The sequence below is a fragment of the Kangiella sp. genome (assembly GCF_048265365.1).
Classification (GTDB): Bacteria; Pseudomonadota; Gammaproteobacteria; order Enterobacterales; family Kangiellaceae; genus Kangiella.
In genome coordinates, this window is record NZ_JBLXBT010000001.1 from 639,113 (window position 1) to 652,451 (window position 13,339).

Genomic DNA, 13,339 nt, shown 5'->3' on the forward strand with positions numbered 1-13,339 from the left:
CAGGTCGTGAATGATTTTACTGAAAAGCAGACAATAACTACCAGGCAAAAGCAGAGCGAGTCTGTTGAGTTAGCCTTGTCTGAAAATACAAAGGCATCAGGCTTTGAGCGATTGATAAGAAGCCAGGTGCTTAAAACACTGAATCAAATAAAGGGCGGTCAGATCATTATCAATGACCCGTTGGGTCAGTATTTTTGTGGAACTGCCAGCTCACAGTCCGATCTGTGTGTCACGCTGAATATTAAGCAACTGGATTTTTATCGACAAGTAGCGATGCATGGCAGCATCGGTGCAGCAGAGTCCTATATGAAAGAGCAATGGACTACCGATGACCTTACCGGACTGGTTCGTTTATTAGTGATCAATCGCCATATTCTGGATGAGATGGAAGGCGGTCTTGCCTGGTTAAAGAACAGCATTCTTAAACTGTGGCATTTCTTTAACCGCAACAGTCTTGACGGTAGTCGGAAAAACATCTCGGCTCACTATGACCTCGGCAATGACTTTTTTAAGTTATTTCTAGACAAACATTTAATGTATTCCTCGGCAATTTTTACCGATAAGGCAAACACCTTAGAGAAAGCTTCAGATCTTAAGCTAAAAACTATCTGCGAAAAGTTAGACTTAAATGCTAATGATCAGCTGGTGGAAATTGGCACAGGCTGGGGTGGCTTGGCGATTTATGCGGCAAAGAATTATGGTTGTCATGTCACGACCACTACTATTTCAGAGCAGCAGTATCAATACGCTAAGAAAAGAGTCAAAGAAGAAGGTCTGGAAAGCAAAATTACTCTGCTCAAAGAAGATTATCGTAACTTACAAGGCCAGTTCGACAAGTTGGTGTCTATTGAGATGATTGAAGCGGTAGGCCATCAGTATCTGGGTACTTACTTGAAGCAGTGTAGTCATTTATTAAAGCCGAGCGGCATGGCTTTAATTCAAGCAATCACCATTGAAGACTCTCGTTACAAACAGGCATTGAAGTCAGTAGATTTTATTAAACGTTATATTTTCCCGGGAAGTTTTATTCCTTGTGTATCGGTTATCGTTGATACCGCAAAACAAGCATCCGACCTACGATTAATAAACCTTGAAGATTTTGGCGACAGTTATGCCAAAACATTGAACGAATGGCGAAAACGTTTCTTTAGTCAGCTAGAAGAAGTGAAAGCGCAGGGTTTTAATCAATCATTCATTCAAATGTGGGATTTCTATTTATGCTACTGCGAAGGTGGCTTTATCGAAAAGGCCATTAGTGATGTGCATTTACTCTTCGCCAAACCTGCTAACAAGAGGCCACAATGGTTAGCCTTACAAAATTAAACAAAGTATTAAACTTTGTGCTACTGCAAACGGTCTGGTTTGCATTGGTGATCGGTGTGGTTTATCAGCATATATGGCTAGGGTTTGCTATTTTCATTGCCTTTAGTGTTTGGCAGCTACAACCGTTAAACCGAAAGCCCAATGATATGACCATTATGCTCACACTTGCGGCACTTGGATTGGTTTTAGACAGCCTGTGGCTTCAGCTGGGGTTGATTAATTATGAAATGCAATGGCCATACTCATTTATGGCGCCAGTGTGGATTATTATGTTGTGGATGGCATTTGGCTTAACCATTAACCACTCTCTGGCCTGGATTTTTGACTATAAAGTGATTGGTATTTTGATGGGTGCAATAGGTGGTCCGGTGTCATATCTTGCTGCACAACAGTTTGGCGCGGTGACATTGAATCAACCAGTATGGGCCTTAGCGGCGCTGGCTGCGGGATGGACTTTAGTCATGGTCATGCTCATCACCGTTTTTGGTGAGTCGTCAAGCTACAAGGAAAATCTGGTCGGCAAGAGAGAAGCTTCATGGAATTAAATGCCGCCATACTGATTACAATTGCCTTGTGCATTATGGGGCAGACCATTGCCTGGTTGTGGCAAATGTATACTAAGAATACCGATATTGTGGATATCACCTGGGCACTGTTAATTGTCGTGTGTGGCCTGGTGTATGTCTGGATGGCAACAGGCAATTATTTCCATCGCTATATTGTGTTGCTGATTCCGGTTGCCTGGTATGCGCGTTTAGCGTGGCACTTAATTGATCGCTATAAGGTTGAACATGAAGATGGGCGATATCAACAGCTGCGAGCACATTGGTCTGACAATGCGCAGGTAAAACTATTTATCTTTTTCATGTTTCAGGCCCTGTTAGCGTTTGCCTTCAGTTACCCCGTTTATATTATTGCTTCTGCCAATCACAGCCTGGATATTTTTGATGGCTTAGGAATTGCCGTAGCGGTTATTTCATTGTTCGGTGTCACTCTGTCTGATTATCAGTTGCGACAGTTCAAACGTAACAAAAATTCTCAAGGCAAGGTCTGTAATATCGGCTTATGGCGTTACTCGCGCCATCCAAACTATTTCTTTGAATGGACTCATTGGTTTGCGTATCCATTAATTGGCTGGCACGCCGAACAAGGATGGTTGTTATTTATCTACCCAATTTTGATGTTGCTGTTTCTATTGAAATTGACGGGCATTCCTTTTAACGAAGAACAAAACATTCGAAGCAAGGGTTATGCATATCGAGAGTATCAGAAACAAACCAATAAATTTTTTCTAGGACCTACAAAGTCCAATGCTAGCTAATTGTGGAGAGCGTAAATGATTGCACAGGCTATTAACTTAATTGAAAAAGGATTGTTACCAGACCGTCTGGTACGGCTGGGTATTCGTAAGCTTTGTGAGCAACGATTGGCAGAAGAATCAGCGTTTGACTGTGAAGCTCAGGCAGAGCGTTATCATGAGTCTCTACAAGAGCTGAGAGCTTCTGAGGTAGCGATCAAAACAGACAAAGCAAATGAACAGCATTACGAAGTCCCCTCGCAGTTCTATCATTACGCTTTAGGTAAGCAACTTAAGTACAGCAGTGCTTATTGGCCAGAAGGTGTCAACAGTCTGGATGCGGCTGAGCAGGCGATGCTGGAGTTGTATGCTGAGCGAGGTGAGTTTGTTGATGGACAGGATATTTTAGAGTTAGGTTGCGGTTGGGGTTCCTTGACATTGTTTCTTGCAGCCAAGTATCCGAATAGCACGATTACAGGAGTGTCCAACTCTAACTCCCAGCGTGAGTATATTGAGCAACAGGCTAAAGAGCGTGGTTTGAGCAATATCACTATCATTACCCAGGACATCAATCAGTTTGATCCTGGTCGTCATTTTGACCGAATCATTTCAATCGAGATGTTTGAGCACGTCAGAAATTATCAGGTTCTTTTTGAGCGAGTCAGTCAATGGCTCAAAGAAGATGGTAAAGTGTTCTTACATGTTTTCTGTCATCGCTATTTGATGTATCCCTTCTTAGAAGACGGCGATGATAACTGGATGGGGCGCTACTTCTTCAGTGGCGGACAAATGCCCGCTGCTGATACTTTCCTGAATTTTCAGCAGTTTTTGCAACTGGATAGACGCTGGCTGGTTAATGGTCAGCATTATGAAAAAACCTCTAATGCCTGGCTGGATAATATGGACCAGCACTCAAAAGAAATCATGCCTTTATTTGCAACGGTTTATGGCAAAGACTTTGCTAAAGTGTGGTTCCAGCGTTGGCGTATTTTCTTTATGGCTTGTGCTGAGCTATTTGGTTATGCTGATGGAAACGAGTGGATGGTAGCGCATTATAGATTTGTTAAGAGATAGTAGGTTTGTTAAGAGATAGCAGCTTTGTAAAACACTAACTAGTATCACATCAAGATATTGATAATTAAGCTCCATGGGTAAATGGACACCAATATGAGTCAAAAGCGTCGCGGCATACATTATAAAATTATTAAGGCGATGGCTATTCAGTTATTGCTGATTAGTGCAGTAACCTTATTGGGTGTTTATGGTGCGGCGAAAGTGGTTGAAAATGTTCTGATAAAACAGGCATTGGAAGGCGAAGCAGATTTTTTCTGGCAAAACTATAAGCAAAACCGAGCCTTCAATTTACCTAACACCTTAAACCTGACCGGTTATATGTCATCAAGCAGCCGATCAGACGATGTCCCTGATTATTTAGAAGTATTAAAAGTGGGTTATCAAAGAGTGGATGTGGACGACCGACAGCCACTCGTTCATATTTCTGAAAAGCATGGTAAACGCCTGTATCTGGTGTTTGAAGAAGGACAGGTAGCGCGTCTTTCTTTTTACTTTGGTATTGCACCACTCGCTTTCGTCCTATTGATCATCTATCTTCCTGCTTGGATTACCTACATGCTTTCCCGGCGTGCCATTTCTCCTGTAGTGAAATTATCACGCTTAATGGATAAGGTTGAGGTTTCCGAACGAGCTGATTTAAAGCTCGACTTTTCCGACATTGAAAAAAATGCTGATGCAGAAGTAATGACGCTACTGCAGGCATTTGATCAGTACGCTGAGCGAGTTAATGAATATGTGACTCGAGAGAAAAACTTTACTCGCTACGCCAGCCATGAACTTAGAACGCCATTGGCGGTGTTGAAAGGCTCTATTTCATTACTTGAAAAGCAGCAGCTTAACGAGTCACAGCAAAAAATTGTGGCCCGCATGAAGCCGATGGTTAAAGAAATGGAAGACTTGCTGGAAGCCTTATTTTTGCTATCCAGAAATCAGGAGCCAGATATTGACGAAGAGCCACTTAATATCAACGCTATCGTGAAGCATCAACTGAATGCGATTGAGCGACTCTACTCGGACAAACAGATCCAGACCAGCCTGCATAGTAATGTTCAACTTAAAATGCGTGTTTCCGAACGTTTGTTGGTGATTTGTTTAAACAACATTATTCTCAATGCATTTAATTATACGGAACAGGGTTCGATTCAGGTGTTTGTCGGCCGTAGCTTCGTTCGTGTTTCCGATACGGGCATTGGTATGGATGAGAAAAGTTTACAGCGAATTTTTGAGCCTTTTTACCGAGCCAATCGTGATCAGGAGCAGGTCAAAGGCTTTGGGCTGGGAATGTCCATTGTAAAACGTATCTGTGATCAGATGGGTTGGCAAATTTCGATTGATAGTGAGTTAGGAAAAGGCACACAAATTCAGCTGACGCTAAAAGAACATACTACAGTAAAGTAGTTGTTGTTTATTCTTCAGGACTGATAATTTTAATACCCAGACCGGGCACAGTTTGTAGTAAATGTTCGGTAAAAGGTTTATCGATCACTTTGCGCAAGTTATATAAATGACTTCTAAGAACATCGCTGTTTGGCACCAGATCACCCCATAACTCACGCTCAAGTTCTTCTCGAGTAACCACTTCCGGCGATTTGCGCATCAATAACTTCAGAATATGCAAACCTGTTGGAGACAGCTTGAGCTTGTTGCCCTGACGCTTGACTTGTAGAGTCTTGGGGTCAAGTTCCAGATCATGTATAACCAGTGGCTTTGAATCAAGCTCGCCTTTATGGCGTCGAATAATGGCATTCAGTCGCGCATCCAGCTCTTCGAAATCAAAAGGCTTGATCAAGTAGTCGTCAGCACCTGCATCAAAACCTTCAAGCTTATCGTTTAATTGATCGCGCGCAGTTAGCATTAAAATTGGAATGTCAGACTGAGCTTCCTGACGAATGCGCTGGCAAATAGTAAAGCCATCCATGCCAGGAAGCATCACATCAAGAATGAGCGCATCATATTGGTTGTTCTTGGCCAGATTAAGGCCGGAAATACCGTCCATTGCATAGTCAACAATATAGCCACAGGCTTCAAGATATTCGCCGGTTGTGGCGGCTAACTCTTTATGATCTTCGACCAGTAGAATGCTGTAAGCCATAAGTCTTCCTTAAAATGAAAAGCAGCTCATAAGGTAGCTGAATTTGATTATTTAGGCAAAATGATTTTTGGCGTAGCAGATTTACGGTAGATCGACAGGTTGTGGCCAATGACCTGAATTTTTGCTGCCTTGGTTTGCTGGCAGATATGGTCAATCATGGCTTGCTTATCTTCACGCTCTTCGGCCCTGACTTTTATTTTAATCAGCTCATGATAATCCAGCGCATTATTGATCTCTTCGAGTACGTTTTCGGTCACGCCATTGGCACCGACCATAACGATTGGTTTCAGGCTGTGAGCCTTGCCACGTAAGAATTTTACTTGATTGTTGCTTAATTGGGTCATTGTATCTTTCTGATGATGATTATTAGCGGTCATTTTACCTGAAAAAAGGTACAATAGAGACTTATTTGAGGAAAAAACAAGCAAATTTTCTTTATGTCACGAAGTAAAAGCAGTCACCGTTGGATGAAAGAACATTTTGACGATCCTTATGTCAAAAAGTCGCAAAAAGACGGTTACCGTTCACGGGCGGTATACAAGCTTGAAGAGCTTGACCAAAAGTACAAGCTATTAGGCAAAGGTGTGACGGTTGTTGACCTTGGGGCTGCCCCTGGTGGCTGGTCACAATATGTAGCCTATAAAATGGGCAGCCAGGGTAAAATTTTTGCTTTGGATATTTTGGAAATGGATCCTTTGCCTGATGTTGACTTTATTCAGGGTGATTTCCGTGAAGAAGTAGTGCTAAATCAGTTATTGGATAAGATTGGCGAGCGTAAGGCAGACCTTGTTTTATCGGATATGGCCCCCAATATGAGTGGAGTGGATGCTGTTGATCAGCCACGCGGCATGTATTTGTGCGAGTTAGCGCTGGAACTGGCGCAGACAGTGCTGGCAAAAGGCGGTAACTATGTCGTCAAAGTCTTCCAGGGCGAAGGGTTTGATGAGTATATTCGCCAATGCCGCGAAATGTTTAATAGGGTTTTGATTCGTAAGCCCGATGCCTCAAGAGGGCGTTCACGTGAAGTTTACGTGGTCGGTTTAGGATATAAAGGCTAGTTGCTAACTAGTTTGGATAAATAAAGGGCTAACCGGATGGTTGTGTTTGTTACGTTTTGTTAAGCTTCAGGGCTTTCGTTACTGACAAAGCATGGCATAATGTGTGGTCATTGTTAAAGGCAAAGAGTTGCCAAGATTGAGGTTCAGGTTTTGAACGATTTAGTAAAAAACATTCTATTTTGGGCCGTAGCTGCGGTCATCTTGTTCATCGTGATTGATGCCATCCAGGAGCGTCAACAGGACAATAGCCAAGTGACATTCTCTGAGTTTGTTAAGCGCATTGAGGCTAAAGAGGTTGATGAGGTAGTAATCAATCCTAATAACGGCCTTGTTACTGGTAAAGATATTAGCAGTAATCAGCCTATTAATGCTGATATCCCAATGGGTGGTCATGAAAAACTGAATGAAATCTTATTGGCTAATGATGTCAGTTATACTGGTAAGAAGCGTGAAGGTGGCGGTATAGGAACCTTCCTGTTGAGCTTTGGCCCAATCCTGCTGCTCATCGCGGTATGGATTTATTTCATGCGCCAGATGCAGGGCGGCGGTAAAGGTGGCGGCGCCATGTCTTTTGGTAAGAGTAAGGCTCGTATGCTCAGCGAAGATCAGGTGAAAACCACTTTTGCTGATGTTGCGGGTGTTGAAGAAGCCAAAGAAGAAGTGGGTGAATTAGTCGACTTTTTGCGCGATCCTCGTAAATTCCAACGCTTAGGTGGCAAAATTCCTCGCGGGGTCTTGATGGTGGGCCCTCCAGGTACCGGTAAAACCTTATTAGCGCGTGCCATTGCTGGCGAAGCGAAAGTACCTTTCTTTACTATTTCGGGTTCCGACTTCGTTGAAATGTTCGTCGGTGTTGGTGCTTCTCGTGTCCGTGACATGTTCGAGCAGGCCAAGAAGCATGCTCCATGTATTATTTTTATTGATGAGATCGATGCGGTCGGTCGTCATCGTGGTGCTGGTTTAGGTGGTGGTCATGATGAGCGTGAGCAGACCTTGAACCAGTTATTGGTTGAGATGGATGGTTTCGAAGGTGGTGAAGGCGTGATTGTCATCGCTGCGACTAACCGTCCGGATGTTCTCGATCCAGCTTTATTACGTCCAGGCCGTTTTGACCGTCAGGTTGTGGTTGGCTTGCCAGACATTAAAGGTCGTGAACAAATTCTTAAAGTGCATATGCGTAAGGTTCCGGTTGGTGATGATGTCGAACCGGGAGTGATTGCGCGTGGTACGCCAGGCTTTTCGGGTGCCGACTTAGCTAACCTGGTTAACGAGGCGGCTTTATTCGCTGCGCGTGATGGTCAGCGTGTGGTAGGGATGGAGCAGTTCGAGAAAGCAAAAGATAAAATCCTGATGGGTTCTGAGCGTCGCTCAATGGTCATGACCGAAGAGGAAAAGCTGAATACCGCTTACCATGAAGCTGGCCATGCGATTGTTGGTTTAAAAGTGCCAAGTCATGATCCAGTTTATAAAGTGAGTATTATTCCGCGCGGACGTGCACTTGGTGTGACCATGTACTTGCCGGAGCAGGATAAGTACTCGCTATCGAAAGAAGCTTTAGAGAGTCAGCTGTCTTCACTATTTGGTGGGCGCATTGCTGAGGAAATCATCAATGGCGCTGACAAGGTGACTACCGGCGCTTCTAATGATATTGAGCGCGCTACTGGCCTTGCCCGTAACATGGTGACTAAGTGGGGCTTGTCAGACAAGCTGGGCCCATTGTCTTATGCAGAAGATGAAGGCGAAGTGTTCTTAGGTCGCTCGGTGACTCAGCATAAAAATATTTCTGATGAAACTGCACGTGCCATCGATGCAGAAATTCGCGATATCATTGACCGTAACTACAATCGAGCAAAAACTATTTTGCAGGATAATATGGATAAACTTCATGCGATGGCAGATGCTCTGATGAAGTTCGAAACTATTGATGCTAAACAAATTAAACAAATTATGGATGGTGATGATCCGAGTCCGCCGGCTAATTGGTCGGACACAAAAGGACCCGGGGGTAACGGTGGTTCAGGACCTCAACCTGATACACCAAAAGACTCACCAGTAACAGAACCTTCTGTTGATTAAGAAAAGGGCCTTTTGGCCCTTTTTTCCATTTTGCCAAAAGTAGTGACCATGAAAGAATTACTCCAATCCAACAGACCGCTGGTCATGGGTATCTTAAATACCACTCCCGACTCTTTTTCCGATGGGGGAAACTATGTGCGCAAAGATATTGCATTGCGCCGTATTGAATCTATGATTCAGGAAGAGGTTGATATCATTGATGTAGGTGGCGAGTCTACTCGACCCGGCGCACAAGCAGTGTCAGTCAATGAAGAGCTGGATCGGGTTATTCCTATGGTGGAAGCAGTGATCGCCTGTGGTAAGCCGGTGTCGGTTGATACCAGTAAAGCTACTGTAATGATGGAAGCGATTAATGCTGGCGCCTGTATGATTAATGATGTGCGCGCGTTGCAGGATAAAGGTGCGATTGATGCTGTGGCTTCTGATCCGAATGTGTTGCTGTGCTTGATGCATATGAAAGGGCAACCCAGAACGATGCAGCAGAATCCTCAATACAGCGATGTAGTGGCAGAGGTTAAATCATTTTTAAAACAGCGAGTGGAGCAGTGCCTAGAAGCGGGCATAGCGACTGATCGAATCTGTTTAGATCCAGGCTTTGGTTTTGGTAAAAAGTTGCAGCATAACTGTGAACTGATGAAACATTTAGACAGTTTTAAAGAACTTAATATGCCACTGTTAGTCGGTGTTTCAAGAAAGACCATGATCGGCTCCATTTTGGATGCTGATGTGAAAGACAGAACTAATGGCAGTGTTGCTGCTGCCATGTACGCTTTAACAAAAGGTGTTAAGATTCTCAGGGTGCATGATGTTAAATCGACGGTTGAAGCAGTAAAATTATTTTGCGCATTTGAGCAAGCCAAATAAACAAAAATCAGGAACTAATAAAATGAGCGAGAGAAAATATTTTGGAACTGATGGCATTCGAGGTACCGTTGGTCAGTTTCCTATCACACCAGAATTTGTTTTAAAGCTGGGCTGGGCTGCCGGTAAAGTACTCGGTAAAAAAGGCAAAATAGTCATTGGTAAAGACACCCGCATTTCGGGCTATATGTTTGAGTCAGTGTTAGAAGCAGGCTTAACTGCCGCTGGTGTTAGTAGCTTTCTTGTAGGACCTATGCCAACTCCTGCGATAGCCTATTTAACACGCACTTTTAGGGCTGATGCTGGGATTGTCATCAGTGCTTCTCATAACCCATTTCAGGATAATGGCATCAAATTCTTCTCCGCTGCGGGTACCAAGTTACCTGATTCTGTGGAGCTAGAAATTGAAGCATTATTAGAGCAAGAAATGACTTCATTACCTTCTGATCAACTGGGCAAGGCTTATCGAATTGAAGATGCTGCCGCGCGCTATATCGAATTCTGTAAAGCAAGCGTACCCAATGACTTTAATCTAGATGGGATGAAGATTGTTTTAGATTGCGCTAACGGCGCGACCTACCATATTGCCCCTTACGTATTCAAAGAACTAGGCGCTAAAGTTATAAAAACTGGGGTAGAGCCAGATGGCTTAAACATCAACCATGAGTGTGGCGCAACCCATCTTGAACCACTGTGTAAGGCAGTTGTAGAGCACCAGGCCGACATAGGTATTGCTTTCGATGGTGACGGTGACCGCCTGATGATGGTGGATGCAAACGGTACTGTCATCAATGGTGATCAGCTGATGTTTTTGATGGCTTATCATTTGCAACAAAAAGGGCAGCTAAAAGGCGGAGTAGTTGGCACCTTGATGACCAATATGGCTATCGAAAATGCACTAACAAAAATGGACATTCCATTTGAGCGTAGCAAGGTTGGCGATCGCTATGTTATGGAAAGCCTACAAAAGAATGGCTGGCTGATTGGTGGTGAGTCTTCAGGTCATCTAATCCACTTGGATTATAATTCTACAGGTGATGGCATAGTTGCGGCGCTACAAGTATTGAGAGTCATTAAAGAGCAAGAAAAAGGAATTGGTGAGTTAGTAGCACAGTTTCCTTTATTTCCACAAACTATGATCAACGTAAGAGTCACCGATGCTAAAGCAGTGATGGCCAATGAAGATTTACAGCGGCTAGTACAACAAGTTGATGCTGAACTTGCCGACAAGGGGCGTGTATTATTACGTGCTTCGGGCACAGAGCCCTTGATACGAGTGATGGTAGAAGCCGATGATGCAAATGTGGCAACAAAAATGGCCGAAAAGTTGGCACAAAAAGTGCGAAACATAGCCTGAAAAATGTAAAATTCTGTCAAAACGGGCTAATGCTTTGTATCTAACTCATTGTTTCCGTTATAATGCGATACACCATGGAACACAAATGAATAACTTAACGAGGGTATTACAATGAAGAAGAAATTGTTAACCGCAGCTTGCTTGTTAGCCTTAGGCTCAACAGCATTTGCTGCAGAAGAAGTGCAGGACCGTCATGGTTTTTATGGTCATATCGGATGGTATGACTTAGAGCTGGATTCTTACTGGAACTCTGGTAGCAATCAATCAGGTGGTTTAGGCCTAGGTTGGTTCTTCAATAAGAATGTTGCATTGGAAGTTGAATACAACTATTTCAACCAAGTGCCTAATTTTACCAGCGGTGCTCGCACTGATATCGAAAATACTGGTTTGAACCTTTTACTAAATGATACTAGCTGGATGGGTAGCGCAACAACTCACCCTTTCCTAAAGTTAGGTTATGGAGAGTTAGGTGACAAGTACGGTGTTTACCACGCTGATTTGGAAGAAAGTTATTATAAAGTCGGTGTTGGTCTTGAACACTTTGCAACTGATAATGTCTTCATGCGAGTCGGCTATGACTGGCTAGATTCAGGTGATCGTGGCGACCATCAAGTATGGTACGTAAGCTATGGTTATTTCTTTGGTGATACAGTAAAGTCTGGTGCCGCTCCAGCTCCAAAGCCTGTGCAAAAAGCTAAAGACTCTGATGGTGATGGTGTCCTAGATGCTAACGACCGATGCCCAGGCACTCCTGCTGGCGCTGCTGTAGATGCTAATGGTTGTCCTTTAGATAGCGATAATGATGGTGTACATGATTATAGAGACGCATGTCCTGGTACAGCTCCTGGTGTTCAGGTAGACGAGAAAGGTTGTGAAGTTAAAGTAGCGGAAGAAGTTGTTGTTGATATGCGCTTGAACTTTGATACCAACAAGTTCGAAGTTAAGCCTGAAATGGTTTCTGAAATCGCTAAGGTTGCAGAGTTCTTACGTCAATATCCAAATGTGAACGCTGAGATTCAAGGTCACACAGATAGCGTAGGTTCTAGTGCTTACAACCAAGGCCTATCAGAGCGTCGTGCTAATTCAGTTAAAGATTACTTAGTTAGCAACTTCGGTATTGATGCTTCTCGCTTGACCGCAAAAGGTTATGGTGAAGAAGAGCCTATTGCTGACAACTCAACTAGCGAAGGTCGTGCTCTTAACCGTCGTGCGGAAGCACACGCAGAGACAATGACTACTAAATAATATTTTTAGATAGTTTGACCTCTATCAAAGCCCAGCATCTTGCTGGGCTTTGTTTTTTCTGACAAATAAGCTACTATCAAATCGAAGGGCAAGCTAAATTGCTGTTCAACTCTTACAATAAAATCAAGGAGTAGCTTTATGATAAAGTCCGTTCATGTCAGAGATTATATGACCTCGGCAATGATCACATTAAAACCACAAACAGATATAGTTGAAGCTGCTCAGACAATGTTGGAATACCGTTTAACGGGAGCTCCAGTGTTGGATGACCATAATCGATTAGTTGGTTTCATTTCCGAAAAGGATTGTCTGCACACGGTTCTCAGTGCCATTTATCACGGCGACCTGGGGCATAGAGTTATGGACTTAATGACCAAAGAGGTCAAGACGGTGCATCCGGACGATAGTATTGCTGATGTTTCAGAGCGATTCTTAAAGGATAACTGTCGAATGTATCCAGTTATGGAGAAAAGTCAGTTAGTAGGAATGATTTCGAGACAAAGTATCTTAAAAGCTATTCAGTTTGTGGGTCGTAAAGACTAACTGCTCAGCAATCAGTCTTCCAGAATTTCTACATTAAGGCGTCGCTCGTTTCTAAGACGGGCACGCTTTTTTGCACAGGGCTTATCACAATCACAAGCCTTATCAATTCCTAAGGCATCGAGACCACCGCAGCTACCGCTGATGCGCTTCTGTTGAAACAAGTATCCAACAGCCATAATCACCATTACTACAATAAATAGTATGAATGCAAGAATGAAAGTACTATTCACGATATAAAGCTCATTAACTGATATTGGGCACTATTTTATCATACTGATACTGAAATATAACTATCAGTATAAAATATGAACTAGAAAATTTACTGGGTAAAAAAGGGTAAAGATCTAAATGAGCTGATTTTAACCCTGCAATTTTAGGGTGCTATTTCCAGGTTACTGATAAATTCATTACTG

General features: G+C 43.2%; 14 protein-coding genes. 11 read left to right on the top strand and 3 right to left on the bottom strand.

Going from position 1 to position 13,339, the window contains the following annotated elements; genetic code table 11:
* Positions 1-6: 6 nt before the first annotated feature.
* The 5 genes from ACN0VI_RS03050 to ACN0VI_RS03070 all read left to right on the top strand — a co-directional run bounded on the left by ACN0VI_RS03050 (position 7) and on the right by ACN0VI_RS03070 (position 5,092).
* On the top strand, positions 7-1,323 hold the full coding sequence (locus tag ACN0VI_RS03050) for a class I SAM-dependent methyltransferase (protein ID WP_417445742.1): 1,317 nt from the start codon (positions 7-9) through the stop codon (positions 1,321-1,323).
* Positions 1,302-1,868: a DUF2878 domain-containing protein gene (locus tag ACN0VI_RS03055; RefSeq protein ID WP_417445743.1), complete on the top strand. Its 567-nt coding sequence runs from the start codon at positions 1,302-1,304 to the stop codon at positions 1,866-1,868. The genes ACN0VI_RS03050 and ACN0VI_RS03055 overlap by 22 nt, the downstream gene beginning before the upstream one ends.
* Positions 1,859-2,644 carry a DUF1295 domain-containing protein gene (locus ACN0VI_RS03060; RefSeq protein WP_417445744.1) on the top strand — a complete coding sequence of 262 codons (786 nt, stop codon included), beginning with the start codon at positions 1,859-1,861 and terminating at the stop codon, positions 2,642-2,644. Before ACN0VI_RS03055 ends, ACN0VI_RS03060 begins: the two co-directional genes overlap by 10 nt.
* A gap of 15 nt (positions 2,645-2,659) precedes the next feature.
* The gene (locus ACN0VI_RS03065; RefSeq protein WP_417445745.1) at positions 2,660-3,694 is read left to right on the top strand and encodes an SAM-dependent methyltransferase; all 1,035 of its coding nucleotides are present in this window, start codon (positions 2,660-2,662) and stop codon (positions 3,692-3,694) included.
* A gap of 93 nt (positions 3,695-3,787) precedes the next feature.
* Positions 3,788-5,092 (top strand): sensor histidine kinase, encoded by a 1,305-nt coding sequence (locus ACN0VI_RS03070; protein ID WP_417445746.1) that lies wholly within the window; start codon positions 3,788-3,790, stop codon positions 5,090-5,092.
* 7 nt (positions 5,093-5,099) lie between these two features.
* Here ACN0VI_RS03070 and ACN0VI_RS03075 read toward each other — a convergent pair whose 3' ends face one another.
* Positions 5,100-5,786: a response regulator transcription factor gene (locus ACN0VI_RS03075; RefSeq protein ID WP_331891212.1), complete on the bottom strand. Its 687-nt coding sequence runs from the start codon at positions 5,784-5,786 to the stop codon at positions 5,100-5,102.
* A gap of 47 nt (positions 5,787-5,833) precedes the next feature.
* The gene (yhbY, locus tag ACN0VI_RS03080) at positions 5,834-6,130 is read right to left on the bottom strand and encodes a ribosome assembly RNA-binding protein YhbY (RefSeq protein ID WP_417445747.1); all 297 of its coding nucleotides are present in this window, start codon (positions 6,128-6,130) and stop codon (positions 5,834-5,836) included.
* A gap of 93 nt (positions 6,131-6,223) precedes the next feature.
* Here yhbY and rlmE point away from each other — a divergent pair, with 93 nt between their 5' ends.
* The 6 genes from rlmE (at position 6,224) to ACN0VI_RS03110 (ending at position 12,926) form a co-directional block, all read left to right on the top strand.
* Positions 6,224-6,844, top strand: a complete 621-nt coding sequence (gene rlmE, locus ACN0VI_RS03085; protein ID WP_331891216.1) for a 23S rRNA (uridine(2552)-2'-O)-methyltransferase RlmE — start codon at positions 6,224-6,226, stop codon at positions 6,842-6,844.
* Positions 6,845-6,994: 150 nt separating this feature from the next.
* A complete protein-coding gene (gene ftsH, locus ACN0VI_RS03090; RefSeq protein WP_331891218.1) occupies positions 6,995-8,920 on the top strand; it encodes an ATP-dependent zinc metalloprotease FtsH in 1,926 nt (641 codons plus the stop codon).
* Between the two features lie 48 nt (positions 8,921-8,968).
* Positions 8,969-9,784: a dihydropteroate synthase gene (folP, locus tag ACN0VI_RS03095; RefSeq protein ID WP_417445748.1), complete on the top strand. Its 816-nt coding sequence runs from the start codon at positions 8,969-8,971 to the stop codon at positions 9,782-9,784.
* A 22-nt stretch (positions 9,785-9,806) separates the two neighbouring features.
* Entirely contained in the window at positions 9,807-11,138 is a 1,332-nt protein-coding gene (glmM, locus tag ACN0VI_RS03100) for a phosphoglucosamine mutase (protein ID WP_417445749.1), read from the top strand.
* Between the two features lie 111 nt (positions 11,139-11,249).
* Positions 11,250-12,383, top strand: a complete 1,134-nt coding sequence (locus ACN0VI_RS03105) for an OmpA family protein (RefSeq protein ID WP_417445750.1) — start codon at positions 11,250-11,252, stop codon at positions 12,381-12,383.
* Between the two features lie 138 nt (positions 12,384-12,521).
* Positions 12,522-12,926 carry a CBS domain-containing protein gene (locus ACN0VI_RS03110; protein ID WP_331891226.1) on the top strand — a complete coding sequence of 135 codons (405 nt, stop codon included), beginning with the start codon at positions 12,522-12,524 and terminating at the stop codon, positions 12,924-12,926.
* Positions 12,927-12,937: 11 nt separating this feature from the next.
* Here ACN0VI_RS03110 and nqrM read toward each other — a convergent pair whose 3' ends face one another.
* Positions 12,938-13,111, bottom strand: coding sequence for a (Na+)-NQR maturation NqrM (gene nqrM / locus ACN0VI_RS03115; protein ID WP_417446564.1), 174 nt, complete (start codon positions 13,109-13,111; stop codon positions 12,938-12,940).
* Positions 13,112-13,339: the final 228 nt, after the last annotated feature.

Bases quoted from the DNA above. Each gene is read 5' to 3' on its own strand.
- ACN0VI_RS03055 (WP_417445743.1), top strand. From the start codon at position 1,302: ATGGTTAGCCTTACAAAATTAAACAAAGTATTAAACTTTGTGCTACTG.
- ACN0VI_RS03060 (WP_417445744.1), top strand. From the start codon at position 1,859: ATGGAATTAAATGCCGCCATACTGATTACAATTGCCTTGTGCATTATG.
- ACN0VI_RS03065 (WP_417445745.1), top strand. From the start codon at position 2,660: ATGATTGCACAGGCTATTAACTTAATTGAAAAAGGATTGTTACCAGAC.
- ACN0VI_RS03070 (WP_417445746.1), top strand. From the start codon at position 3,788: ATGAGTCAAAAGCGTCGCGGCATACATTATAAAATTATTAAGGCGATG.
- ACN0VI_RS03075 (WP_331891212.1), bottom strand. From the start codon at position 5,786: ATGGCTTACAGCATTCTACTGGTCGAAGATCATAAAGAGTTAGCCGCC.
- yhbY (WP_417445747.1), bottom strand. From the start codon at position 6,130: ATGACCCAATTAAGCAACAATCAAGTAAAATTCTTACGTGGCAAGGCT.
- rlmE (WP_331891216.1), top strand. From the start codon at position 6,224: ATGTCACGAAGTAAAAGCAGTCACCGTTGGATGAAAGAACATTTTGAC.
- folP (WP_417445748.1), top strand. From the start codon at position 8,969: ATGAAAGAATTACTCCAATCCAACAGACCGCTGGTCATGGGTATCTTA.
- glmM (WP_417445749.1), top strand. From the start codon at position 9,807: ATGAGCGAGAGAAAATATTTTGGAACTGATGGCATTCGAGGTACCGTT.
- ACN0VI_RS03105 (WP_417445750.1), top strand. From the start codon at position 11,250: ATGAAGAAGAAATTGTTAACCGCAGCTTGCTTGTTAGCCTTAGGCTCA.
- ACN0VI_RS03110 (WP_331891226.1), top strand. From the start codon at position 12,522: ATGATAAAGTCCGTTCATGTCAGAGATTATATGACCTCGGCAATGATC.
- nqrM (WP_417446564.1), bottom strand. From the start codon at position 13,111: ATGGTGATTATGGCTGTTGGATACTTGTTTCAACAGAAGCGCATCAGC.